22 protein-coding genes and 3 tRNA genes are annotated in these 23238 nt (G+C 69.5%); 16 read left to right on the top strand and 9 right to left on the bottom strand.

The annotated features are described in order from the left end of the window. Positions 1 to 18: 18 nt before the first annotated feature. Positions 19 to 912, bottom strand: coding sequence for a hypothetical protein (locus AW270_RS22340; RefSeq protein ID WP_061297077.1), 894 nt, complete (start codon positions 910 to 912; stop codon positions 19 to 21). Positions 913 to 1171: 259 nt separating this feature from the next. Between AW270_RS22340 and serA the strand changes: the two genes are divergently transcribed. The 3 genes from serA (at position 1172) to AW270_RS22325 (ending at position 5419) form a co-directional block, all read left to right on the top strand. Beyond that, positions 1172 to 2761 (top strand): phosphoglycerate dehydrogenase, encoded by a 1590-nt coding sequence (serA, locus tag AW270_RS22335; protein WP_061297076.1) that lies wholly within the window; start codon positions 1172 to 1174, stop codon positions 2759 to 2761. A 400-nt stretch (positions 2762 to 3161) separates the two neighbouring features. After that, positions 3162 to 4208, top strand: coding sequence for a 3-isopropylmalate dehydrogenase (locus AW270_RS22330; protein ID WP_061297075.1), 1047 nt, complete (start codon positions 3162 to 3164; stop codon positions 4206 to 4208). A 119-nt stretch (positions 4209 to 4327) separates the two neighbouring features. Then, positions 4328 to 5419 carry a branched-chain amino acid aminotransferase gene (locus tag AW270_RS22325; protein WP_061297074.1) on the top strand — a complete coding sequence of 364 codons (1092 nt, stop codon included), beginning with the start codon at positions 4328 to 4330 and terminating at the stop codon, positions 5417 to 5419. On the opposite strand, the gene AW270_RS22320 is transcribed toward AW270_RS22325, so the two are convergent. Further along, positions 5416 to 6066, bottom strand: a complete 651-nt coding sequence (locus tag AW270_RS22320; protein ID WP_061297073.1) for an O-methyltransferase — start codon at positions 6064 to 6066, stop codon at positions 5416 to 5418. The two genes, AW270_RS22325 and AW270_RS22320, sit on opposite strands and share 4 nt — an antisense overlap. 202 nt (positions 6067 to 6268) lie before the next feature. On the opposite strand from AW270_RS22320, the gene cimA reads away from it, so the two are divergent. After that, complete coding sequence (gene cimA / locus AW270_RS22315) at positions 6269 to 7843, top strand: citramalate synthase (protein WP_061297072.1); 1575 nt, start codon at positions 6269 to 6271, stop codon at positions 7841 to 7843. A 141-nt stretch (positions 7844 to 7984) separates the two neighbouring features. Here cimA and AW270_RS22310 read toward each other — a convergent pair whose 3' ends face one another. From AW270_RS22310 to AW270_RS22295, 4 genes are all read right to left on the bottom strand, one after another. After that, on the bottom strand, positions 7985 to 9508 hold the full coding sequence (locus tag AW270_RS22310; protein WP_245674801.1) for a heparinase II/III family protein: 1524 nt from the start codon (positions 9506 to 9508) through the stop codon (positions 7985 to 7987). A 247-nt stretch (positions 9509 to 9755) separates the two neighbouring features. Continuing rightward, positions 9756 to 10418 (bottom strand): nucleotidyl transferase AbiEii/AbiGii toxin family protein, encoded by a 663-nt coding sequence (locus AW270_RS22305; RefSeq protein ID WP_061297071.1) that lies wholly within the window; start codon positions 10416 to 10418, stop codon positions 9756 to 9758. After that, the gene (locus AW270_RS22300; RefSeq protein ID WP_063819302.1) at positions 10418 to 10810 is read right to left on the bottom strand and encodes a hypothetical protein; all 393 of its coding nucleotides are present in this window, start codon (positions 10808 to 10810) and stop codon (positions 10418 to 10420) included. The genes AW270_RS22305 and AW270_RS22300 overlap by 1 nt, the downstream gene beginning before the upstream one ends. 47 nt (positions 10811 to 10857) lie before the next feature. After that, positions 10858 to 11148: an antibiotic biosynthesis monooxygenase family protein gene (locus AW270_RS22295; protein WP_061297070.1), complete on the bottom strand. Its 291-nt coding sequence runs from the start codon at positions 11146 to 11148 to the stop codon at positions 10858 to 10860. Positions 11149 to 11180: 32 nt separating this feature from the next. On the opposite strand from AW270_RS22295, the gene AW270_RS22290 reads away from it, so the two are divergent. The 3 genes from AW270_RS22290 (at position 11181) to AW270_RS22280 (ending at position 14079) form a co-directional block, all read left to right on the top strand. Further along, positions 11181 to 11951, top strand: a complete 771-nt coding sequence (locus tag AW270_RS22290; protein WP_061297069.1) for a fumarylacetoacetate hydrolase family protein — start codon at positions 11181 to 11183, stop codon at positions 11949 to 11951. Next, positions 11944 to 13314, top strand: a complete 1371-nt coding sequence (gene gltX, locus AW270_RS22285) for a glutamate--tRNA ligase (RefSeq protein ID WP_082801749.1) — start codon at positions 11944 to 11946, stop codon at positions 13312 to 13314. Before AW270_RS22290 ends, gltX begins: the two co-directional genes overlap by 8 nt. A 186-nt stretch (positions 13315 to 13500) precedes the next feature. Then, positions 13501 to 14079, top strand: coding sequence for a hypothetical protein (locus AW270_RS22280; protein WP_157522410.1), 579 nt, complete (start codon positions 13501 to 13503; stop codon positions 14077 to 14079). A gap of 4 nt (positions 14080 to 14083) precedes the next feature. On the opposite strand, the gene AW270_RS22275 is transcribed toward AW270_RS22280, so the two are convergent. Further along, on the bottom strand, positions 14084 to 16054 hold the full coding sequence (locus AW270_RS22275) for a M3 family metallopeptidase (protein WP_061297066.1): 1971 nt from the start codon (positions 16052 to 16054) through the stop codon (positions 14084 to 14086). A gap of 148 nt (positions 16055 to 16202) precedes the next feature. Between AW270_RS22275 and AW270_RS22270 the strand changes: the two genes are divergently transcribed. From AW270_RS22270 to AW270_RS22250, 5 genes are all read left to right on the top strand, one after another. Then, positions 16203 to 16274 (top strand) — tRNA-Gln (locus AW270_RS22270). An 18-nt stretch (positions 16275 to 16292) separates the two neighbouring features. Next, positions 16293 to 16365 (top strand) — tRNA-Glu (locus AW270_RS22265). 31 nt (positions 16366 to 16396) lie between these two features. Next, a tRNA-Glu gene (locus tag AW270_RS22260) sits at positions 16397 to 16469 on the top strand. 72 nt (positions 16470 to 16541) lie between these two features. After that, a complete protein-coding gene (locus AW270_RS22255; protein ID WP_061297065.1) occupies positions 16542 to 17486 on the top strand; it encodes a TlpA disulfide reductase family protein in 945 nt (314 codons plus the stop codon). Positions 17487 to 17542: 56 nt separating this feature from the next. Next, positions 17543 to 18040 (top strand): PaaI family thioesterase, encoded by a 498-nt coding sequence (locus AW270_RS22250; RefSeq protein WP_157522407.1) that lies wholly within the window; start codon positions 17543 to 17545, stop codon positions 18038 to 18040. Here the strand turns inward: AW270_RS22250 and AW270_RS22245 are convergent. Next, on the bottom strand, positions 18037 to 19734 hold the full coding sequence (locus AW270_RS22245) for a hypothetical protein (protein ID WP_061297063.1): 1698 nt from the start codon (positions 19732 to 19734) through the stop codon (positions 18037 to 18039). The two genes, AW270_RS22250 and AW270_RS22245, sit on opposite strands and share 4 nt — an antisense overlap. A 52-nt stretch (positions 19735 to 19786) precedes the next feature. Continuing rightward, complete coding sequence (locus AW270_RS22240; protein ID WP_061297062.1) at positions 19787 to 20515, bottom strand: IclR family transcriptional regulator; 729 nt, start codon at positions 20513 to 20515, stop codon at positions 19787 to 19789. Positions 20516 to 20634: 119 nt separating this feature from the next. On the opposite strand from AW270_RS22240, the gene leuC reads away from it, so the two are divergent. The 4 genes from leuC to AW270_RS22220 are packed head-to-tail and all read left to right on the top strand — an operon-like array spanning position 20635 to position 23206. After that, positions 20635 to 22023, top strand: a complete 1389-nt coding sequence (gene leuC / locus AW270_RS22235) for a 3-isopropylmalate dehydratase large subunit (protein WP_061297205.1) — start codon at positions 20635 to 20637, stop codon at positions 22021 to 22023. Between the two features lie 14 nt (positions 22024 to 22037). Beyond that, positions 22038 to 22625: a 3-isopropylmalate dehydratase small subunit gene (gene leuD / locus AW270_RS22230; RefSeq protein ID WP_061297061.1), complete on the top strand. Its 588-nt coding sequence runs from the start codon at positions 22038 to 22040 to the stop codon at positions 22623 to 22625. Then, complete coding sequence (locus AW270_RS22225) at positions 22604 to 22846, top strand: SCO5555 family protein (RefSeq protein WP_061297060.1); 243 nt, start codon at positions 22604 to 22606, stop codon at positions 22844 to 22846. Before leuD ends, AW270_RS22225 begins: the two co-directional genes overlap by 22 nt. A gap of 60 nt (positions 22847 to 22906) precedes the next feature. Further along, positions 22907 to 23206, top strand: a complete 300-nt coding sequence (locus AW270_RS22220) for an HU family DNA-binding protein (RefSeq protein WP_030456592.1) — start codon at positions 22907 to 22909, stop codon at positions 23204 to 23206. Positions 23207 to 23238: the final 32 nt, after the last annotated feature.

Genomic DNA, 23238 nt, shown 5'->3' with positions numbered 1-23238 from the left:
AATGGGGTAGGGAATCGATCAGTCTGTTACGTCGGCACAGACGACGTGAGCCCCCAGCTCGATCATGCGGCGCTCGGTGAAGGCGTCGGCGACCCGCGCCATCAGGACCGGGGCCTCGCTGGCGGCCAGTTGCGGCAGCCGGGCGCGGACCCCCCGATGGAGGTCGCGCACGAGATCCTCGGCGTTGGCGGTGTGCACCTTGACGTGCAGCATGATCCCGCTGGAGCCGGAGACGGTCCGCGCGGCGGAGATCCACACATGGTGTATCACCGAGTAGTCGCGCAGTAATTCCGCGATCGCCACCCGCAGGGCGGGCAGGATCGGATGGTTCGTCCGCTGGTATCCGGGGTCGACCACCTGCATCGCGCCCGACAGGTGCTGGCGCGGCTGGGGGATCCACGGCGCGGGGGCCTGCTGCTGGGCCGGTGGGACCGGTGGGGCCGGGGGGACCGGCGCGCCCAGCGGCATCGGCGCGGCGCTGCGGACCGGCGGCTTGGGGATCCTGCCCATGCTGCCGGTCGCGTACGCGTTCGGCGTCGCGCCCGACAGGACGGGGTGCGGACCGCTGCGGGTCTGCTGGAGGTGCCGCTGGAGGTCGTCGATCGGCACGGCCGCGGCGGCGGGCCCGGCGGCGTCGATGACGATCTCGCGGACCCCGGTCACGCGCTGGATGTCCAGGATGGTGTCCACGTCGCAGACCGACAGCGAGTGGCTGCCCCGGTGGCGCGCGTAGGTCGCCGGACCCGTGTATCCGAGCAGCACCCGTTCGCCACTCTGCGTGGTGCCGAGCACCACGGAACGATCGGGCCGGACCGCAACGAGGATGCCCCATTCCGCCAAAGCGGAGAGAAGTCGGTGCGGACTGCCGTGCTGGGCGAGCACTTCGCCGAGAGCGGGATTCCCGATGCTCATATGCTGAACCATAGGTACCGAACCACGATTTAGCAGGCTAATCGCCAAGATTAGGTGCGATCAATACCAACTTGGCGGCTGTGTGGATTGGTGCGGTCCAAGCCGGGTATGCCCCCAGATCTGCTGTTTACGTGAGGGATTCTCACGACTCCCCTGAGTAACAGCCGTCTCGTATGGCGGATCCTCCGAAGGCTCTCCGAACGGCGCGGATAGACTCCATGGCGACCGATGCAGTCGTCACGTTCGAAGGACATCACCAGTGAACAAGCCCGTCGTACTGGTCGCAGAGGAGCTCTCCCAGGCCGGTCTCGCCGTCCTCGGAGCTGACTTCGAGGTCCGTCAGGTCGACGGAGCCGACAGGTCCGCGTTCCTTCCGGCTCTCTCCGACGTCGACGCTCTGATCGTGCGCAGCGCCACCCAGGTCGACGCCGAGGCCGTGGCCCACGCGCCGAAGCTGCGCGTGGTGGCCCGTGCGGGCGTCGGCCTCGACAACGTCGACGTCGAGGCGGCCACCAAGGCCGGCGTCATGGTCGTCAACGCGCCCACCTCGAACATCACCAGCGCCGCGGAGCACACCGTCGCGCTCATCCTCGCCTCGGCCCGCAACGTCGCCCAGGCCCACTCCGCGCTCAAGGGCGGCGAGTGGAAGCGGTCCAAGTACACCGGTGTCGAGCTCGACGAGAAGGTCGTCGGCATCCTCGGCCTCGGCAAGATCGGCCAGCTCGTCGCGCAGCGCCTCGCGCCGTTCGGGGTCGAACTGATCGCGTACGACCCCTACCTGCCGGCCGCCCGCGCGGCCCAGATGGGCGTGAAGCTCGTCACCCTGGAGGAGGTCCTCCAGCAGGCCGACTTCATCACCGTCCACCTGCCGAAGTCGAAGGAGACCATCGGTCTCATCGGCGACCGCGAGATGCACATGGTCAAGCCGAACGTGCGCCTGATCAACGTCGCGCGCGGCGGCATCATCGACGAGAACGCCCTCTACTCCGCCATCAAGGAGGGCCGCGTCGCCGGCGCCGGCATCGACGTGTTCCCCAAGGAGCCCGTCACCGACAGCCCGCTGTTCGAGCTCGACCAGGTCGTCGTCACGCCGCACCTCGGCGCCTCCACCCACGAGGCCCAGGAGAAGGCCGGCACCCAGGTGGCCCGCAGCGTCAAGCTCGCGCTCGCCGGTGAGTTCGTGCCCGACGCGGTCAACGTGCAGGGCGGCGCGGTGGCCGAGGAGGTCAAGCCGGGCCTGCCGCTGACCGAGCGTCTCGGCCGCGTCTTCACCGCCCTGGCGGGCGAGGTCGCCACCCGCCTGGTCGTCGAGGTCCGGGGCGAGATCGCCTCGCAGGACGTGCGGGTGCTGGAGCTGGCCGCGCTCAAGGGCGTCTTCACCGACGTCGTCGAGGGTGGCGTCACCTACGTGAACGCGCCGCTGCTGGCCCAGGACCGGGGCACCGTCGTCGAGCTGGTCACCAGCCCCGACAGCCCCGACTGGCGCAACGTGATCACGGTCCGCGGCGTCCTCGCCGACGGCCGCACGGTCTCGGTCTCCGGCACGCTCTCCGGCCCGCGCCAGATCACCAAGATCGTCGAGGTCAACGGCTTCACGATGGAGATCGAGCCCACCGACCACCTGGCGTTCTTCACCTACACCGACCGTCCCGGCATCGTCGGCATCGTGGGCCGCCTGCTCGGCGAGCAGAGCGTGAACATCGCCTCGATGCAGGTCGCCCGTGGGGCCAAGGGCGGCAAGGCCCTGATCGCGCTGACCCTCGACACCGCGGCCCCGGCCGACGTGGTCGACCAGATCGCCGCCGAGATCGGCGCCGACAGCGGCCGGGTCGTGGACCTGGAGGGCTGACCCGATTTTTACGAGGCCGTCTCCGCTCCGGCGGGGGCGGCCTTTTGTCGTCTCATGAGGTGAGATGGTAGGTCGTCCTACGAGACCGCTGGGGTAATCTGGCGGGGATGCGTCGGGTTCTCGTAATTACCTGCCGCGGCGGGGTCTGATCCAGCAGGCCGGCGACCCGCCGCGGAGTCGTGGCGCGCCGACCTCCCCTTTCTCTGTGAAGAGCTGGAGACTCCCATGTACGACATGTATCCGTGGAACCGTCCGGAAGACCATGACGACGAGGTCGCCGAGGCGCTGCAGACGGCCCTCGACCTGCGCGACAACGGCGGCACGCCGGAGCGCTGACGCCACGCTGCCCGTATGGTGAGATCGGTGTTCGATCTCCGAGACAGCCCGATAAGGTACCTCCATGGAGTCGAGCAACATCCGCCTGGCAGTGATCCCCGGTGACGGGATCGGCACCGAGGTCGTCGCGGAGGGCCTCAAAGTTCTCGACGCGATCGGCGTCAAGGTCGAGTCCACTCACTACGACCTGGGTGCCGCGCGTTACCACGCCACCGGCGAGACCCTGCCTGACTCGGTCCTCGCCGAGCTGCGCGGGTTCGACGCGATCCTGCTCGGCGCCGTGGGCGACCCGAGCGTGCCGCCGGGCGTGCTGGAGCGCGAGCTGCTGCTCCGCCTGCGGTTCGAGCTCGACCACTACGTCAACCTGCGCCCGGTGAAGCTGTTCCCGGGCGTGGAGACGCCTCTCGGCAAGGCCCGCCCCGAGGACATCGACATGGTCGTCGTCCGCGAGGGCACCGAGGGCCCCTACGCCGGAGCCGGCGGCGTGCTGCGCAAGGGCACGCCCCACGAGATCGCCACGCAGGACTCGGTGAACACCGCCTACGGCGTCGAGCGCGTCGTCCGCTACGCCTTCGAGAAGGCGGCGGGCCGCGAGCGCAGGAAGCTCACGCTGGTCCACAAGACCAACGTGCTCACCTTCGCCGGTGACCTCTGGCAGCGCACGGTCAACCGCGTCGCCGCCGAATATCCTCAGGTCACCACCGACTACTGCCACGTCGACGCCGCGTCGATGTTCTTCGTCTCGCAGCCCGAGCGGTTCGACGTGATCGTCACCGACAACCTCTTCGGCGACATCATCACCGACATCGGCGCCGCCATCGCCGGCGGCATCGGCCTGTCGGCCAGCGGCAACGTCAACCCCGACCGCACCGCTCCGAGCATGTTCGAGCCTGTCCACGGCTCCGCGCCCGACATCGCGGGCCAGGGCAAGGCCGACCCGAGCGCGACCATCCTGTCGGTCGCCATGCTGCTCGACCACCTCGGCCACTCCGAGGCCGCCGCCCGCGTCGAGCAGGCGGTCGCCGACGACCTCGTCGAGCGCGGGGGCGCCTGGGCGGCCCGGCAGACCCGTGAGATCGGCGACGACATCGCCGCCCGAGTAGCCGGCTGACCGCCGGCCACCTTCCTCGTTCCGTAGCGCACAGTGGCCCGTGTTCGGGTCACTGTGCGCTTTTTTGTGCCCCGTGACATGCCTTAGGTTTTCATCAGTAGCGTAGAGAGAAGGAACCCATGACCAGCCAGCTCAGCTTTGAGGTGCGCCAGAACCCCCAGGCGCGCAGCGCGTCAGAAAGAGAGCGGGTGCTGGAGGCGCCCGGATTCGGGCAGACGTTCACCGACCACATGGTGTCGATCGACTACACCGAGGGACAGGGCTGGCACGACGCCCGCCTGGAGCCCTACGGTCCCCTCGTGCTCGACCCCGCGACCTCGGTGTTCCACTACGCGCAGGAACTGTTCGAGGGGCTGAAGGCCTACCGTCAGGCCAACGGCTCGATCGTCGCGTTCCGCCCCTACGCGAACGCGGCCCGCTTCAACGCCTCGGCCGCCCGCATGGCGATGCCCGAACTGCCCGAGGACACCTTCGTGGAGTCCCTCGAACTGCTCGTGCAGACCGACCGCGAATGGGTGCCCACCACCGAGGGCCACAGCCTCTACCTGCGCCCCTTCATGATCGCCACGCAGGCGGGGCTGGGCGTCAACTACCCCTCCAAGAGCTACCGCTACATGGTGATCGCCTCACCGGCGGCCTCCTACTTCACGGGCGGCGTGCAGCCGGTCTCGGTGTGGCTGTCGACCGAGTACACCCGCGCCGCCCCCGGCGGCACCGGCTTCGCCAAGTGCGGCGGCAACTACGCGGCGGCCTTCGTGGCCCAGCGCCAGGCCGTCGCCGAGGGCTGCGACCAGGTCGTCTGGCTCGACGCCGTCGAGCACCGCTACGTCGAGGAGATGGGCGGGATGAACCTGTTCTTCGTCTTCGGCGACCGCCTGTTCACCCCGGCGCTCACCGGCACGCTCCTGCCCGGCATCACCCGCGACTCGATCCTCACCTTCGCCGGCGACCTCGGCCTGACCGTCGAGGAGGGCCGCATCTCGATCGAGGAGTGGCAGGCCGGGTGTGAGTCGGGCGAGCTCACCGAGGTCTTCGCCTGCGGCACCGCCGCCGTGGTCACGCCGGTCGGCTCGGTCAAGGGAGCCGACCGCTCCTGGACCGTCGGCGACGGCACCCCGGGCCCGGTCACCCTGAGGATCAGGGAAGAGCTCATGGGCATCCAGTACGGAAGCCGTCCCGACCCCCGCAACTGGGTGCACAAGATCGCCTAACGCTTGCGGACCAGCGTCAGACCGTCGGCCACCGAGAGAAGCACCGAATCGACACGGGGGTCGGCGGTCACCTGGTCGTTGAACTCGCGCAGCACCGGCACGTTGCCGCCGGCGTCCGGGTCGGTGATGTTGCCGTTCTGGATCGTGTTGTCGCAGACGATGAGCCCGCCCGGCCGCATGCGGGGGAGCAGCGCCTCGTAGTAGGCCGGGTAGCCGGCCTTGTCGGCGTCGATGAACGCGAAGTCGATCTCCTCGTCGGCGGGCATCGCGTTCAGGGTCTCGACGGCGTTGCCGAGCCGCAGCTCGATGCGGTCGGTGAGCCCGGCCCGCTCCCAGTACTTGCGGGCCATGGCGGTCCACTCTTCGCTCACGTCGCAGGCGATCAGCCGCCCGCCCGGCGCCAGGCCGCGGGCGATGCAGATCGAGGAGTAGCCGGTGAACGTGCCCACCTCGACCGCCAGCTTCGCGCCGGTGAGCTGGGTCAACATGGTCATGAACGTGCCCTGCTCGGGCGAGATCTGCATGCCCGCGTACTTGGTGTGCAGGGCGGAGGTCTCGATCGCGAGGTCGCGGAGGATCTGGTCGGGCTGGGTGGCGTGGGCGGAGAGGTAGGGCGGCAGCGCTTCGCCCAGATAGGAACCCTTCATGATCACTATCTTATCTGTTGAGATCGATGTGCCAGATGGTGGTTCCTATGGGTAAGCTCGGCATCACCATGTTCAACGGTCTGCTCATTATTGGCAGGCGCGCCGGCTGACGGATCATTCCAGCCAGGCGCGCAGACCTCTCACGCCCGTGAGGGGTCTTTTTGTTTGTCACGCGATTACAAACACCCCAAGGGAACCCGAGATGGCCGACGACCGCTTCCACGTGTACGACACCACACTCCGCGACGGCGCACAGCAGGAGGGCCTGACCCTCTCCGTGGTCGACAAGCTGGCCATCGCCCGTCACCTGGACGCCCTGGGGGTCGGCTTCATCGAGGGCGGCTGGCCGGGCGCCAACCCCAAGGACACGGAATTCTTCCGGCGCGCTCAAACAGAGCTCGACCTGAAGCACGCGCAGCTCGCCGCGTTCGGCGCGACCCGCCGGGCCGGAGTGAAGGCCGCCGACGACCCACTGGTGGCCGCATTGCGCGAATCCGGTGCCCCCGTCGTGACCCTTGTCGCCAAGAGTCACGACCGGCACGTGGAGCTGGCCCTCCGCACGACCCTGGAGGAGAACCTCGCGATGATCCGCGACACGGTCTCCCACCTGCGTGCGGAGGGTCAGCGGGTGTTCCTCGACGCGGAACACTTCTTCGACGGCTACAAGTCCAACCCCGCCTACGCCCTGGAGGTGCTCCGCACCGCGGCCGAGGCCGGGGCCTCGGTGATCGCCCTGTGCGACACCAACGGCGGCATGCTGCCCGACGAGCTCGCCGACGTCGTCCACCACGCGGCCTCGACCAGCGCCCGGATCGGCATCCACTGCCACGACGACACCGGCTGCGCCGTCGCCAACACCCTCGCGGCGGTCAAGGCGGGCGCCACCCACGTGCAGGGCTGCGCCAACGGCTACGGCGAGCGGTCGGGCAACGCGAACCTGTTCACCGTGGTGGCCAACCTCCAGCTCAAGCGGGGCTTCGACCTCGTGCCGCCGGAGGCGCTGCGCGACATGACCCGGGTCGCCCACGCCATCACCGAAGTCACCAACGTGACCCCCAACTCCCACGCCCCCTACGTCGGCGCCTCGGCCTTCGCCCACAAGGCCGGCCTCCACGCCTCCGCGATCAAGGTCGACCCGAACCTCTACCAGCACATCGACCCGGCCGAGGTCGGCAACGACATGCGCATGCTGGTCTCCGACATGGCCGGCCGGGCGTCGGTCGAGCTCAAGGGCCGCGAACTCGGCTACCAGCTCACCGGCGACCAGTCGCGCGAACTGGTCGACCGGGTCAAGGACCTGGAGTCGCGCGGCCACACCTTCGAGGCCGCCGACGCGTCGTTCGAGCTCCTCCTCCGCGACACCCTCCACGGTGAGAGCCGCCGCCACTTCACCGTCGAGTCGTGGCGCGTGATCGTCGAACGCCGCCCGACCGGCGAGGTCGTCAGCGAGGCGACCGTGAAACTCCACGCCAAGGACGAGCGCATCGTCGCGACCGGCGAGGGCAACGGCCCGGTGAACGCGCTCGACAAGGCGGTCCGGCTGGCGCTGGAGAAGCTCTACCCCGAGCTCGCCACGGTCGAGCTGATCGACTTCAAGGTCCGCATCGTCGAGGGCACCCACGGCACCGACGCGGTCACCCGCGTGCTGGTCACCTCAAGCGACCCGAAGGGCGACTGGAGCACGGTCGGCGTCGACGAGAACATCATCCAGGCCTCCTGGCACGCCCTGGAGCAGGCGGTGACGTTCGGCCTGCTCCGGGCGGGCTACCAGATCTAATTGCCGCGCCTCCGGCGCGGCGGGCTTGGCCGCCTTCAGTCCGGGCCTTCCCTCGTCGCTCCGGTTCGCTTCGCTCTCCTGCGCTCCTCAGTCCAGGACCCGGACGCGGCCAAGCCACGACTGGTTGGCCGTATGACCAAGTCAGGCCAGGTTCTTTCCAGAGATCTTGAAGGAGACGGGGCCGTTCGGGGTGTGCGCGATGACCGTGCTCCCCGAACAGGTCACCGGGCCGTCGGCGGTGCCGGGCACGACTACGGTGAGCAGGGCCTTCGCCGCTGGGGAGACGATCACCGGGGCGGCGGTCCTCTGCATGTACGTCTGGGAGATCCAGCCCTGGAAGGGCTTCGGGCGGCCTGTCACGATCTTCTGACCCTTCACCGGCTTGCAGCCCGGCAAGCTGAACTGCACGACCGAGGCGCGCCAGTCGTTGTCCTTGACCACGACGCGGCCGCCGCTGTTCTCGGTGACGGCCAGCTTCGGGTCGAGGTGCCACAGGTTGGCGACCTTGCCCGAGGAGACCGTGTCCAGGACCGCCATGACGTCCTTGCGGTCGTGGTTGACCAGCACGGCCCGGGTCCGGCCTACGCCGTAAGCCTTGTCGGTCAGCGTGTACGACTGGCGATCGTCCGTGACGGTCTTCTTCGTCAGCGACGACGGAGTGCTCGGCCGGAGCTTGCGTCCTTGCGGGATCGGCACGTTGTGGGCCTGGGGGGAGAGGGTCCAGTCGCGGTAGGGGCTCGGCTCGTAGGAGTGGAAGCCGGCCTCGGTCAGGATCGCCCGGCCCTGGGCGTAGTAGGTGACGCCGAGGTGGTCTTCGTGGCCGTGGAACTTCATGCCGGGGCCGTACCGGATCGAGTAGTAGGAGGCGTCCTTGGAATCCCAGGCGGACCGCCCGAACACGTACCCGGCCTTGTAGATCTGGACCTTCGAGTCCGGCCGCGCGTAGGCGGACGGCTGCACGTCGGCGGCGCCGTCGCCGATCGGGACCAGGTAGCCGTTGGGCATCGTGGCCGCCGAGATGTGCTCGGGCATCAGGCCGAAGCGCCTGGCCAGCTCGGCGGGGACCTGCTGGCCGCACTCGCGGATCCGGTCCATGGCGACCTTGAGCCGCTCGTGGAAGTAGATCGCGTAGCGGGGCGACTGCTCCCGCAGGACGCCCTGGGAGTCGACGTCCATCTTGGTCGTCGTGGTCATCCGGCTCAGCGCCTTGGAGCGCCAGGCCGCGTTGCCCATCCGGCACCCGACCCCCAGCAGGGCGATGTCGGCGTCGAGACCGTGGTTGTGACCCCACTTGTAGTGGGAGTTGTCGTTCAGGAACCGCGCGTGGGCGTTGAGGCTGTCGGTCAGCCACTTCGCCGACAGGTGCTTCGACAGGCACACCAGCACCGGCGTCCGCAGCGAGACGGTGTGCTCCGCCCAGGCCAGCTTCGGCGTGTTCCGCCCTCGGTAGGGGTTCTTCTCGACCCAGTCCCTGATCACGGCGGTGCCGCGCGCCAGGTAGGCGTCCTTGCCGGTGGTCTCGTAGTCGGCGACCAGCCGCCCGGCCCACCGCAGCGACTGGAACACCATGACCCAGGAGCGGTTCTTGTACGGGTCGAGCTTCCAGTCGACCCGATCCCCGATCCGCACCGTGTCGAGATCGAGGAACCCCAGCTCGCCGTTCATGACCTCGGGAGAGGTCGGCGTGGAAGGCAGCCACTCACCCTGACACTCGGGCGTCTTGGCCGCGGCCTGCGCGGGGACGACCTGAAGCAGACTCCCTAAAACGACAAGAACGGCGAACACGCCGAATCGAAGACGGCGCGTCACGCCTGATCCTTCCATAGGGGGGCGCGGCTCATGCTGGCCGACGGTGCGGTGCAGGTCAAGTCGGTCGGCGGAGCCTGGGAAACACCTGAGAAGCCGGAACGTGCTAATCGACGATCTCGTCTCGCGCCAGGCGGAGTGCGAGATCCTTATACCAGTCCAGAGCGAACTGCCGGATGCTCTCGATGTGATCGTCGGTCAGCTTGTAGTGCCCGAAGACCCGCGCGTCGGTCTCCACGGCGGTTTCCAAGCGGTCGACGAGGCGGATGAGGTCGAAGTCGTCGTCGAACAACGACCCGAGGCGTTCCAGTGTGGTGAAGCTGTAGATGTCCCTGACGGCCGCGACGTCGATGAGATCTCGGGGAACGTTGCGCCCGTTGAGCGCCGCCACCTTCATGCCCGCCATGTCGTCAAGACTGGCGACCGGGATGTCATGCCTCCGGACCGGAGCCCTTTGAAGGGGCATTTTCATGAGGTCGACCGCGATGGACTCGTCGACGGCAGGGTCCGTGACGATCAGACGGCCGAGCAGCGGAGTGCCGCGCACCTCTTCGGAGGTCAGGCCATGGCGTCGGAACGCCTCGGCCATCGCCCGTGTCGCGTCAGGTATGGAGGGAGCGTCGAAGCTGGCGAAGTCGAGGTCCATGCTTGGCCGATCCACCAGGCCGTGGGCGCGCATGGCGTAACCACCGGCCAGCACCAGACCGTGCTCGTCGCACACCTCGAGTGCGATCAGGAGGACGCGCCGATGGAAATCGGGCATGTCCATCAGGCCGGACGCCTCGCCTCAAGCACTTCCCGCGCCCGGCGCAGTTCGGCCTTGAGGGCCGGAGCGCCTCGTTCGGCCACTTCACGGAGGACCGGGAAGCGATCTTCCCAGGTGTCCACGTAGGCGGACCCGAGCATCAGGTGGAATCGGGGCCACACTTCGAGCAGCCGGTCGTAGGCCAGATAGCGCTCGACATCGGCCCGCACGCCCTCGGTGATGACGATCTGGTACATCATCCTGCATTCCGTCGGATCCCCGACGTCGAAGCTGCGCAGGCCCGACCAGCAGAGCCGGAGCGGCAGGTCGACGACACCCTCGGACGGGCCGCGCAGAGCGCTCAGGGACAGGGGGGCGCGGTCCGGGACATCGTCGTAACGACTCGGAAAGGCCATGGGCCGATTATCTCCCCGCTGCCCCTGATCACGCAGCTCGATCGGCGTTATTGGTTCAGATCCCGTACAGCACCGGCGCTCTGGACGACGTCGAAGGTCCACACCTCGGCCTGGCCCTGGCCGTGGCCCTGCCCCGCCCACTTCTGGAAGTCCTCCTCGCTGCGCCAGCGCGTGTAGACCAGGTACTTGTCCGTCCCGTCGACCGGCCGGAGCAGCTCGAACCACTCGAACCCGTCGGCCGACTCGACCGTGCCCGCGCGGCCCGCGAACCGCTTCTCCAGGTCGTCGCGCATCTCCGCCGGGACGGTCAGGACGTTGATCTTCACTACCGATGCCATGGCGCCACCTTACGAGGCACTAGCCTGGGACGGTGCGTATCGCGAGGTTCTCCACTGGTGGCGGGGTCGCCTTCGGTGTGGTCGAAGAGGGCGAGCAGGTGCTCGCGAGGATCGACGGTCATCCCTTCGGCGGGGTGTCGCTGACGGGGGAGCGGTTCCCCGTCGCCGAGGTGCGCATGGTCGCGCCGATGCTGCCGTCCAAGGTCGTGGCGATCGGGCGCAACTACGCCGACCACGCCAAGGAGATGGGCAACGACGTCCCCGACGAGCCGATGATCTTCCTGAAGCCGTCGACCTCGGTCATCGGGCACAACGAGCCGATCGCCTATCCCGAGAACCTCACCCAGCACGTCGACTACGAGGGCGAGCTCGCCGTCGTGATCGGGCGGCTCTGCCGCGACGTGCCGGTCGAGCGGGCCAAGGACGTGATCTTCGGTTACACCTGCGCCAACGACGTGACCGCCCGTGACCTGCAGCGGAAGGACGTCCAGTTCACCCGCGCCAAGGGGTTCGACACGTTCTGCCCGCTCGGGCCGTGGATCGAGACCGACCTCGACGCCGCCGACCTCGCGCTGACCACGACGGTCAACGGCGAGCTGCGGCAGAGCGGGCGCACGAGCCAGCTGATCTTCGGCATCCCGGCGCTCATCGCCCACGTGACCGCCGTCATGACCCTCCTGCCGGGTGACGTGATCCTCACCGGCACCCCCGCCGGCGTCGGGCCGGTCAAGCCCGGTGACGAGGTCTCCGTGGGCATCGAAGGCATTGGAACTCTCACCAACAGGGTTGTCTCTCGTGACTGAGGTACGTGTTCGCTTCGCGCCGTCCCCCACCGGCATGTTCCACGTGGGCGGCGCCCGCTCGGCCCTCTTCAACTGGGCCGTCGCCGAGCAGACCGGCGGCAGGTTCGTGCTCCGCATCGAGGACACCGACGCGGCCCGCAACCGCCCCGAGTGGACCGAGGGCATCATCTCGGCCCTGGCGTGGATCGGCATCCACCAGGAGTCGCCGCTCTTCGAGGGCCCCTACTTCCAGTCGTCCTACGCCGACCAGCACCGCGAGACGGCCGCCCGCCTCCACAAGGAGGGCCGCGCCTACTACTGCACCTGCACCCGCGACGACGTCAAGGCCCGGACCGGCTCGGAGCACAAGGGCTACGACGGCCACTGCCGCGATCGCGGGCTGACCGAGGGCGCGCTGCGCTTCCGCACCCCCGACACCGGTGTCACGGTGGTGGAAGACCAGGTCAGAGGCACGGTCGAGTTCCCCAACGACGCGATGGAAGACTTCGTGATCGCCCGCGCCGACGGCTCGCCGCTGTTCGTGCTGGCCAACGTGGTCGACGACGTGGAGATGGGCATCACCCAGGTCATCCGCGCCGAGGAGCACCTGTCCAACACGCCCAAGCAGCAGCTGATGTGGGAGGCCCTCGGCCACACCCCGCCGGTGTGGGCCCACGTGCCGGTGATCGTCAACGAGAAGCGCCAGAAGCTCTCCAAGCGCCGGGACAAGGTGGCCCTGGAGTCCTACCGCGACGAGGGCTACCTCGCCGAGGCCATGGTCAACTACCTGATGCTGCTCGGCTGGGGCCCCGGCGACGACCGCGAGATCATGCCGTGGTCGGAGATGGCGCCCCTGTTCGACCTGCGCAACGTGAACCTGTCGTCGGCGTTCTTCGACGAGAAGAAGCTGCGGGCGTTCAACGGCGAGTACATCCGCAGGCTCACCCTCGCCGAGTTCGTCGAGCGCTGCGACCCGTTCCTCGACCCGGCGTGGGACCGCGACCTGTTCGCCAAGCTCGCCGAGCTCGCCCAGACCCGCGTCTCGGTCCTGTCGGAGATCGCGCCCAACGTCGACTTCCTCTTCCTCGACGAGCCCGTCCACGACCAGCCGTCGTGGGAGAAGGCCATGAAGGCGGGGGCCCGGGAGATCCTCACCGGCTACGCCGCCCGCCTGGCCACCGCCGACTGGAACCCCGAGTCGCTCAAGACCGCCCTTGAGGAGGTCGGCGCCGAACACGGCCTCAAGCTCGGCAAGGCCCAGGCCCCGGTCCGCGTCGCGATCACCGGCCGTACCGTCGGCCTGCCCCTGTTCGAGTCGATCGAGGTCCTCGGCCGCGAGAAGTCGATCGACCGGATCAACGCCGCCCTCACGAAGCTGACCTAGAAGCTCTTTCCTCCGTTACGGCTCCGCCTGGCCGGCCCCGCCCGCCGCCCCTGCGTCCCGCCGAACCCGGCGCTCACCGGCCGCTCCCGCCTCCCGCCGCCACGGCGGGAGCGGGGGCGGACCCCAGGGTCTGCGCCCGGAAAGACCAGGGTCCACAGGGCGTCGAAGGGCTCCCACACTGGGCGCATGCGCTTACGTTCGAGGTTGTCCCGCGCGTTCGTCGCGGTCACGGTCGCCTTCACGGTCGTGCTCGCCCCGGCCGGCCCGGCGTCCGCCGGGATCTGGCAGCTCAGCGACGGGTTCGAGCCGTCCAGCAACCCGGAGAGCCGATGGTCGGCCACCGTCGTCGACCAGTGCTGGGGGCCCTACTACACCGGCGGAATCGGGCCGCCCCGCACCGGGACCGGCTTCGCCCACTGGCGGGTGCTCTACCGGCCCGACTGGTGCGCGATCGGGCGCACCATCACCCTCACGCCGTTCATCACCCGGCCAGGACCCATCAGGTGCACCGCGGGCGTCTGGGCGAGACTGCGCGGCGGAGGTCCCCAGCTGAACGTGGAAGTGATCGATCCGGACACCTGGACGTACATCGCCCTGAAGACGGTGCCCTATCCCGGCTGGCGGGCCGACTACACGCTCCACACGGTGAGCTGGACCGCGCAGCGCGCCGATGTCGTGCTCCGGTTCGCCCTGGTGGCCACGGACAACGGGCCCTACCCCGCCGAGATCGAACTGGACGACGTCGTCGTCCAGTGCACCTACTGATCGTCTAGAGGAGCCCGCGCCTCTCCAGCAGCGGTTCGATCCGCGGATCGCGGCCCCGGAAGGCGCGGAAGGCCTCCATCGGGTCGGCGCTGCCGCCCTTCGACAGCAGCCGCGACCGGAAGGTGTCGCCGTTCTCCCTGGTCAGCCCGCCGTTCTCGGTGAACCAGTCGACCGTGTCGGCGTCGAGGACCTCGCTCCAGATGTACGAGTAGTAACCCGCCGCGTAGCCGCTCGCCCAGATGTGCGCGAAGTAGGTGCTGCGGTAGCGCGGCGGGACGGCGGGCAGGTCGACCCCGGCACTGCGCAGGGCCGCGACCTCGAACGTCTCGGCGTCGCCGCCGGTGTAGTCGGTGTGCCAGGCCCAGTCGAGCAGGGTGGCGGCCAGGTATTCGACCGTCGCGAAGCCCTGGTTGAACTTCTGCGCCTCCAGCATCTTGTCGACCAGCTCACGGGGCATCGGCTCGCCGGTCTCGTGGTGCTTGGCGTAGTTGGCCAGGATCTCGGGGTGGGTCGCCCACATCTCGTTGACCTGGGAGGGGTACTCGACGAAGTCGCGCGGCACCGACGTCCCGGAGAAGCGGGGGAAGCGCACGTCGGAGAACAGGCCGTGGAGGGCGTGGCCGAACTCGTGGAACATCGTGTTGACCTCGTCGAAGGTCATCAGGGTGGGCTCGCCCTTGACGATGTTGAGGTTGTTGACCACGACCGGCTTGTAGCCCGTCAGGCCCGACTGGTGGACCAGGCTGTTCATCCACGCCCCGCCGCGCTTGGACGCCCGCGCGTGGAAGTCGCCCAGGAACAGGCCCAGCGGGGAGCCGTCCTCGTTGAAGACCTCCCAGACCCGCACCTCGGGGTGGTAGCCGACGAGGTCGGGCCGCTCGGTGAACGAGAGGCCGTAGAGACGGTGGGCGGCGTGGAAGACGCCGTCGACCAGGACGCGGTCGAGCTCGAAGTAGGGCCGCATGGCAGCGCTGTCGAGGTCGTAGCGGGCCTGGCGGACCTTCTCGGCGTAGAACGACCAGTCCCAGGCCTCGATGGGGAACCCGGCCTGCTCCTCCAGGGCCTCCTGCTCGCGCCGGGCGTTGGCCACGGCGGGGGAGACCAGCTTGTCGAGCATCTCGGTGACCGCGCCGGTGGTGCCGGCGGTCTGGTCGGCCAAGACGAACTCGGCGTGGTTGCGGTAGCCGAGCAGCTCGGCCCGCTCGCGGCGCAGCCCGGCGATCCGGGTGATCAGCTCGGCGTTCCCGGCGCCCCGGCCGGTCGAGGCCCGGTGGATCCGCTCGCGCAGCGCCCGGTCGGTCAGCGACGACAGCGAGGGCTGGCCGGTCGGCAGGACCAGGGTGATCAGGTACTTCCCGTCGAGGCCCCGCTGGGTGGCGGTCTCGCGCAGCCCGGCGATCGCGTCGGCGCTCAGCCCGTCGAGGGCGGCCTCGTCGTCGACGGCGACCGCGCGCTCGTTGGTGTCGGTCAGCAGGTTCTGCTGGAAGTCGGTGGCGAGGCCGGACAGCTCCTCGTTGATCTCCCGGAGCCGGGCCTGCTGCCCCTCGTCGAGCTCGGCGCCCGCGCGGACGAAGTCGGTCAGGTAGCGCTGGAGCAGCCACCGCTCCTCCGGCACGTCGGTCTGCACGGCCTTGAGCCGCGCGTAGAGCGCCGCGTTGAGGTGGATGGAGTCGCCGTGGGCCGCGAGCCTCGGCGTGATCTCCTTCTGGATCTCCTGGATCCCCGGCGTGGTGTCGCTGCCCGCCTGGTTGAAGAAGACGATCGAGACCCGCTGGAGCGTCTCACCGGCCCGCTCCAGCGCCTCGACCGTGTTGGCGAAGGTCGCCGGGGCCGTGTCGGTCGCGACGGCGTCGACCTCGGCGAGGTGTTCGGCCATGCCCCGTTCGAACGCCGGGATGTAGTGCTCCTCCCTGATCTCCGCGAACGGAGGGAGCCCGTAGGGGAGGGCGCTGGGCGTGAAGAACGGGTTGGTCATCGGCCGGGCTCCTTCGCGAATCGGGACTTTCAGCTTGTCACACCGGTCGTCGGCGCGGCGATCGGCATTCGTTTTGGTAGTGAGCCCGAAGCTGGGCTATTCTTTCGGAGTCGCGAGCGCAAGGCCCTCCGGGGAACAAGTTCGCTGATGGGGTATGGTGTAATTGGCAACACGGCTGATTCTGGTTCAGTTGTTCTAGGTTCGAGTCCTGGTACCCCAGCGCACAAAGTGCAGCATTGCTCCCGTCGTCTAGTGGCCCAGGACGCCGCCCTCTCAAGGCGGTAGCGGCGGTTCGAATCCGCTCGGGAGTACGAGAATTTCCCCTCTCACCAGTAGTTCTAGGGCTCCGTCGTCTAGCGGCCTAGGACGCCGCCCTCTCAAGGCGGTAGCGGCGGTTCGAATCCGCTCGGGGCTACCTTCGAAACGGACTCCCATCCGGGAGTCCGTTTTCTGTTGTCCTCAGATTGGATAGTGTTACTATCGATACATGAACTATCCAGTTACCCTGCTCGCCGACGGGCGGGAAGAGACCCTCGCGGGAGCCGTGGTCCCCCACGGCGTGACCCTGCTGGGCTGGGAACGCAAGCCCCACGGCTGGTGCCGGGGAGACGCGTGCGTCCCGGCCTTCCGCGCCGCCTCCGCCGAGTCGGCCGAAGGGGTGGACGTCGCGAAGTTCGCCGAGCTCCTCGGGCGTCCCGTGGTGACGGGCGAGGGGGTCGTCGCGGTCGGCGAACCGGCCGCGAGCGACCTGGTCACCGCGCCCGACTTCGCCCTCGGCGGGTTCACCCTGTCGTCGCTGCGGGGGAGGAAGGTCGTCCTGGTCTTCTGGGCCTCGTGGTGCGGCTGCCGCTACGACCTGCCGGCCTGGCTGGCCCTCGGCGAGGAGCTGCCCGTGGAGGTGGTGCCGGTCTCGCTCGACCGCGACCCCGCCGACGCCGCCGCGTGGCACGACGGCCCGGTCGACGCCGAGGGCGTGGTGGCCGAGCTCTACAACGTCGTCAACGTCCCGACCGTGGTCTGGGTCGACGAGGACGGCCGGATCGCCCGCCCCCAGGACACCATGACCGCGACCGACACCTTCCGCTCCATGAACGGCCTGTCGTCGGAGGCCGCCGTCGCCGCGCTGCGCCACTGGGCGCTGACGGGCGAGTCGGGCGCGTCGGGCCAGGCCCTGCGGGGGGCCACCGAGGCGGAGCGCACCGCCCGCCTGCACGCCAGGATCGCCGCCTGGGCGTTCCGGCAGGGCCGCCCCGGGCAGGCGCGCCACCACCTGGCGGTCGCGGCCGGTCTGGCCCCCCACGACGTGGCGATCAGGCGCGGGCTGATGCCGCTCGACGGCGTCGACCCGTTCGGCGACGCCTACTTCGCGCTCAAGGACGAACTGGAGAGCGCGGGCGTCCCCATCTACCGCCCACTGCCCGACTGGTCGTGACAGGTCCCACGCAGGCGATTTGCCCCCGGCCGCTGCTGGGTTCCAAAATTAGACTCATGACGACCACGATGCAGAGCCGAACCCACTCCTGGGCCCCGCCGACGGTCCCCGCCGACATCGCCGAGCTGTCGGGGCTGGAGTTCCTCCAGGCCATGCTGGACGGGAAGATCCCGCCGCCCCCGATCGCGGGCACCCTCGGGTTCACCATGCTCCGGGTCGAGAAGGGCCTGGCCGTCTTCGAGGGGGAGACGGGCGAGCACCAGTACAACCCGATGGGCACCGTCCACGGCGGCTACTTCTCCACGCTGCTCGACTCGGCCCTCGGCTGCGCGGTGATGTCGGCCCTCCCGGCGGGCAGCGCCTACACCACGGTGCAGCTCAACGTGAACATGATCAGGCCCGCCTTCGCGCACACCGGCCCGCTGCGCTGCGAGGCGCGCGCCCTGCACGTCGGCCGGACCACCGCCACCGCCGAAGGGTCGCTCGTGGGCGTGAACGACGGGAAGCTCTACGCCCACGGCACCACGACCTGCGCGGTCTTCCCGCTGCGTTAGTCGCCCGAGCGGGCCTTGAACAGGGCCCGCTTGGCGGCCTTGCCGACGGTCCGGTCGGGGTGGGCCTCGGCGATCGCCTCAAGGAGTTCGTCGAGGTGGGGGTGGCGGACCCGCCAGATCACGTCGAGCAGGCTGACCAGGTCGAGGTCGGTGCCGTGGCCGACCTCCTCCAGGCTGCTGACGAACTCGGCGCGGCCCAGGCCCGCCGAGATGGTCCACATGTCGAGGATCATCCAGTGGGTGTCGGCCTGGGTCGGCTCGGGCGCGTCCTCGACCTCGAGCTGGGTGAGGTGGGTCGCGGCGTAGGGGCGCAGCGACACCTCGCCGAGGGCGTTGCGCCAGGCGGGGATCGCGACCTCGCCGAGCTGGGCGACCAGGGAGGCGGCCTGGACGCGGACCAGAGCGTCGGCCTCGTCCTCCACCGCCGCGCCGAGCAGTTCCTCGGCGGCCTGGGCGGGCTCGCGCAGGTGCATCCAGGCGGCGCACTCGGCGTCGGCCTCTTCCTCGGACATGTCGGCCATCAGCGACAGCAGGTCGTGGGCCGTCATGGCGTCGATGGCGGGCCGGGCGTCGATGTCGAGGTCGGCCTCGTCGACCAGGTGGACGACGCCCTCGGTGCCGAGGGAGGTCAGCCTGACCGTCTCGCCGTCGATCTCGGCCATGCCGTAGCCGGCCAGCCAGGCCAGCACGGGGGCCAGCGGGTCGCCGGCCGTCTCCCAGGCGGTCTCGCCCAGGTCGTCGTAGTCGCGGACCGCCTCGGCCAGCTCCTCGCGCAGCTCGTCGAGCGGTTTCTGGCCGCCGGCCAGCAGCACGCGGACCAGCGTCTCGCGGGTCAGGCCGGACAGGGCCAGGGTCAGCTCGTCGTCGTCGAGCTCGGGGTCGCCGTAGTCGATCGAGCCGAGGCCGAGCATCCAGGCGTCGAGGACGTCCTCGTCGTCGTCGAACGGCCAGGCGGCGGTGTCGGAGTCGATGCCCACGGTGTCGTCGCCGGTGGGGGCGACGAACTCCAGGTCGATCGCGAGGTTCCAGAGGTTCCACAGCTTCTGCGGGCCGTCGAGGCCGAGGGCGGTCACCGCCTCCTCGACCTCGGCGTCGGTCAGCAGGGTCTCCGCGCCGACCTTGCGGTCGGCGCCGATCCAGACCGACAGGTCGCGGGCCTGCGCGATCAGCGGCACCAGGCGGGCCTGGGCGGCCAGCTCGGCGTCGGGGCGCAGCCGCAGGGTGGGCAGCTCGGCGAGTTCGTCGGCGAAGGGCTCGAAGTCGCCGAGGCCCTCGTCTTCACCCTCGTCGTCCTCGTCGTCCCATTCCTGCTCGCCCAGCGCGTCTTCCATCCGGTCGGCGAAGTCGTCGTCGAGCGCGTCGAGCTCGCGCAGCAGCAGCTCCAGCCGGTCGGAGGCGGCCGTCAGGCGGCCGGTCTCGTCGAGGAAGGTCAGGTAGGCCCGCAGGGACGGGACCATCACGTCGGCCGCCGCGTCGGGGTCTTCGACCACCTGGGGCAGCCGATCGAGCAGCAGGGGGCGCAGATCGTCGCGGCGCCAGTGGCCCACGTCGGAACGCTGGCTCAGGCGGTGCCACAGGGCGGCCGAGCCGACCAGGTCGGGGTCGCTTTCGGGGGCGTTGACCGGCACCCAGAGAAGGAATTCCTGGAGCAGTGGACGCAGTTCAGCCGCGGCTGCCTCAATGCGATCTGTCACCCCGCCAGCCTAGGCCCAACAGGCGGGGCCATCTAACCGCTTCTTCGAGGCGTCAGGCCCCGTTCGCCCCGGCTCGCCGCATCGCCTCGGTGATGCGGTCGGCGGCGCTGACGACGGGGGCGGCGTGGAGGCGGCCGGGGGTGCGGGTGAGCCGCTCGATCGGGCCCGAGACCGAGACCGAGGCGATCACCTTGCCGCCCGCGCCCCGGATGGGCGCCGACACCGACGCGACCCCCTGCTCGCGCTCGCCGACGCTGTGGGCCCAGCCGCGCCGCCGCACGCTGGCGAGGGTGGCGGCGGTGAACTTGGCGCCCCGCAGGCCGCGGTGGAGGCGGTCGGGCTCCTCCCAGGCCAGCAGGATCTGGGCGGCGGACCCGGCGGTCATCGGCAGCGCCGACCCGACGGGAACGGTGTCGCGCAGGCCGCTGGCGCGTTCCGCGGCGGCGACGCACACCCGCTCGTCGCCCTGGCGGCGGTAGAGCTGGGCGCTCTCCCCGGTGAGGTCGCGCAGCTGGGTCAGGACGGGACCGGCCACCGCGAGCAGGCGGTCTTCGCCGGCCGCCGTGGACAACTCGGACAGCCTCGGCCCCAATATGAAACGCCCCTGCGTGTCGCGGGTGACGATCCTGTGGTGTTCGAGGGCCACCGCCAGCCGGTGGGCGGTGGGCCGGGCCAGCCCGGTGGCCTGGACCAACTGCGCCAGCGACGCCGGCCCGGCCTCCAGGGCGTTGAGCACGAGGACGGCCTTGTCGAGTACGCCGACTCCGCTAGAGTTGTCCATACCCCGATACTGCCGTCTCGCTATCCGAGATGCAACCGCAGCAGGGGCGTGCAGAGGATACGCTGTCCATATCCCGATATTTCTATCTCATGATAAGAGATGAGGAGGCGTTGGAGACCATGGGACGCACACTGGCCGAGAAAGTCTGGGAGCAGCACGTCGTCAGGCGCGCCGAAGGTGAGCCCGACCTGCTCTTCATCGACCTCCATCTCATTCACGAGGTGACCAGCCCGCAGGCGTTCGACGGGCTCCGGATGGCGGGCCGCCCGGTGCGCCGCCCCGACCTGACCATCGCCACCGAAGACCACAACGTGCCGACGGTCCGCGGCCCGATCTCCGACCCGGTGTCCCGCGCCCAGGTCGAGACGCTGCGCAAGAACGCCGCGGAGTTCGGCGTCCGGCTCCACCCGATGGGCGACGCCGGTCAGGGCGTGGTGCACATCATCGGCCCGCAGTTCGGGCTGACCCAGCCGGGCATGACGATCGTCTGCGGCGACAGCCACACCTCGACCCACGGCGCCTTCGGCGGCATCGCCTTCGGCATCGGCACCTCCGAGGTCGAACACGTGCTGGCCACCCAGACGCTGCCGGCCTACCGGCCCAAGACGATGGCGATCGAGGTCAAGGGCGCGCTGCCCTACGGCGTCACGGCCAAGGACCTGATCCTGGCGATCATCGCCCAGATCGGCACCGGCGGCGGCCAGGGCTACATCGTCGAATACCGGGGCGAGGCCATCCGCGCCCTGTCGATGGAAGGCCGCATGACGGTCTGCAACATGTCCATCGAGGCGGGCGCGCGGGCGGGCATGATCGCCCCCGACGAGACCACCTTCAGCTATCTGAAGGGCCGCCCCCACGCCCCCGAGGGCGAGGCGTGGGACCAGGCGGTCGAATACTGGAAGACGCTGCGCACCGACGACGACGCGGTCTTCGACCGGGTCGTGGAGATCGACGCCGCGACGCTCACCCCGTTCGTGACCTGGGGAACCAACCCGGGCCAGGGCGCGCCGCTGAGCTCGGTCGTGCCGGCGCCGGAGCAGTTCGGCGACCCGATCGAGCGGTCGGCCGCCGAGCGGGCGCTGGAGTACATGGGGCTGACCGCCGGAACCCGGCTCACCGACGTCGAGGTCGACACCGTCTTCGTCGGGTCGTGCACCAACGGCCGGCTGGAGGACCTGCGGGCCGCCGCCGAGATCCTCCAGGGCCGCCAGGTCAGGACCCGCACGCTGATCGTGCCTGGCTCGATGATGGTCAAGCTCCAGGCCGAGGCCGAGGGGCTCCACGAGGTGTTCAAGGCCGCCGGGGCCGAGTGGCGGGAGGCCGGGTGCTCGATGTGCCTGGGCATGAACCCCGACACCCTCGCGCCGGGGGAGCGCAGCGCCTCCACGTCCAACCGCAACTTCGAGGGCCGGCAGGGCAAGGGTGGCCGCACCCACCTGGTGTCGCCGCAGGTCGCCGCGGCGACCGCCGTCACCGGCAAGCTGACCGCCCCCGCCGACCTCGTCTGACCCGGAGACCTCTGATGGACGCCTTCGTCACCCACACCGGCACCGCCGTCCCGCTGCGCCGCAGCAACGTCGACACCGACCAGATCATCCCGGCCGTCTGGCTCAAGCAGGTCAGCCGCACCGGCTTCGAGAAGGGCCTGTTCGCGGCCTGGCGCGAGGACCCGTCGTTCGTGCTGAACGACCCGGCCTACGACGGCGCCTCGATCCTCGTCTCCGGGCCCGACTTCGGCACCGGCTCCTCGCGTGAGCACGCCGTCTGGGCCCTCCAGCAGTACGGCTTCCGCGTCGTCATCGCGGCCCGCTTCGGCGACATCTTCCGCAACAACTCCACCAAGATGGGCCTGCTCCCGGTCGTCCTGCCGCCGGAGGCGGTGGAGACCCTGCAGAAGGCCGTGGAGGCCGACCCGGCGACCGAGATCACCGTCGACCTGTCCGAGCGCGAGGTGCGCGCGGTGGGCGAGGCGTGGTCGTTCGAGATCGACGACTACACCCGCTGGCGGCTGCTGGAGGGCCTCGACGACATCGGGCTGACCCTGCGCCACGCCGACGCCATCGCCGACTACGAGAGCGGGCGGCAGCCGTGGCTGCCGAAGACGGCCTGACCAGCCCCGAAGAAGAACTGGCGCGGCGGCTGCGCGACGCGCAGCGCCGCGTTCGGGACCTACCCTTGACAGGGGAGGAGCGGGAACGTGTCGCTCGGAGGCTGCTCGCGATCTGTGATGCGGCAAAGCGTGACATTCCCCACGCAACCACCCGACTGGAGGGCTTCATCGCCTTCCTGGACGGCGAATTCGACACGCCGAGTAGCGGCGAATTCACGTAAGGTGATTGAGTAACGCGCGTTCCTCCCCTACTTTCAAAGCGCGTAAGGGGGAGGAACCACATGAACAAGAAGGAACTCGTCGACGCCATCGCCGACCGGGTCGGTGACAAGAAGACGGCGACCGAGGCGATCAACGCCGTGATCGACGCCATTCAGCACGCAGTGGCCAGTGGTGACAAGGTCTCGATCACCGGCTTCGGCGCTTTCGAAATGGCGCACAAGCCGGCCCGCACCGCGCGCAACCCCTCCACGGGGGAGCCGATCAAGGTCGCGGAGAGCTGGGCGCCGAAGTTCCGTCCGGGGGCCGATTTCAAGGAACTGGTCAACGCGGGCGGCAAGAAGGCGCAGAAGAAGAAGTAGCGAGACATTCAGGAAAACGGCGCACCCGATCC

It is taken from the genome of Herbidospora cretacea, from assembly GCF_001570605.1.
In the GTDB taxonomy this organism is placed as follows: domain Bacteria; phylum Actinomycetota; class Actinomycetes; order Streptosporangiales; family Streptosporangiaceae; genus Herbidospora; species Herbidospora cretacea.
This window is presented reverse-complemented; position numbering and strand designations above follow the sequence as displayed.

Bases quoted from the DNA above. Each gene is read 5' to 3' on its own strand.
- leuC (WP_061297205.1), top strand. From the start codon at position 20,635: ATGGGACGCACACTGGCCGAGAAAGTCTGGGAGCAGCACGTCGTCAGG.
- AW270_RS22320 (WP_061297073.1), bottom strand. From the start codon at position 6,066: ATGAAGGGTTCCTATCTGGGCGAAGCGCTGCCGCCCTACCTCTCCGCC.
- AW270_RS22275 (WP_061297066.1), bottom strand. From the start codon at position 16,054: ATGACCAACCCGTTCTTCACGCCCAGCGCCCTCCCCTACGGGCTCCCT.
- AW270_RS22300 (WP_063819302.1), bottom strand. From the start codon at position 10,810: ATGGCCTTTCCGAGTCGTTACGACGATGTCCCGGACCGCGCCCCCCTG.
- leuD (WP_061297061.1), top strand. From the start codon at position 22,038: ATGGACGCCTTCGTCACCCACACCGGCACCGCCGTCCCGCTGCGCCGC.
- AW270_RS22330 (WP_061297075.1), top strand. From the start codon at position 3,162: ATGGAGTCGAGCAACATCCGCCTGGCAGTGATCCCCGGTGACGGGATC.
- AW270_RS22280 (WP_157522410.1), top strand. From the start codon at position 13,501: ATGCGCTTACGTTCGAGGTTGTCCCGCGCGTTCGTCGCGGTCACGGTC.
- AW270_RS22325 (WP_061297074.1), top strand. From the start codon at position 4,328: ATGACCAGCCAGCTCAGCTTTGAGGTGCGCCAGAACCCCCAGGCGCGC.
- cimA (WP_061297072.1), top strand. From the start codon at position 6,269: ATGGCCGACGACCGCTTCCACGTGTACGACACCACACTCCGCGACGGC.
- AW270_RS22220 (WP_030456592.1), top strand. From the start codon at position 22,907: ATGAACAAGAAGGAACTCGTCGACGCCATCGCCGACCGGGTCGGTGAC.
- AW270_RS22310 (WP_245674801.1), bottom strand. From the start codon at position 9,508: ATGAACGGCGAGCTGGGGTTCCTCGATCTCGACACGGTGCGGATCGGG.
- AW270_RS22305 (WP_061297071.1), bottom strand. From the start codon at position 10,418: ATGGACATGCCCGATTTCCATCGGCGCGTCCTCCTGATCGCACTCGAG.
- AW270_RS22250 (WP_157522407.1), top strand. From the start codon at position 17,543: ATGACGACCACGATGCAGAGCCGAACCCACTCCTGGGCCCCGCCGACG.
- AW270_RS22240 (WP_061297062.1), bottom strand. From the start codon at position 20,515: ATGGACAACTCTAGCGGAGTCGGCGTACTCGACAAGGCCGTCCTCGTG.
- AW270_RS22255 (WP_061297065.1), top strand. From the start codon at position 16,542: ATGAACTATCCAGTTACCCTGCTCGCCGACGGGCGGGAAGAGACCCTC.
- AW270_RS22340 (WP_061297077.1), bottom strand. From the start codon at position 912: ATGAGCATCGGGAATCCCGCTCTCGGCGAAGTGCTCGCCCAGCACGGC.
- AW270_RS22295 (WP_061297070.1), bottom strand. From the start codon at position 11,148: ATGGCATCGGTAGTGAAGATCAACGTCCTGACCGTCCCGGCGGAGATG.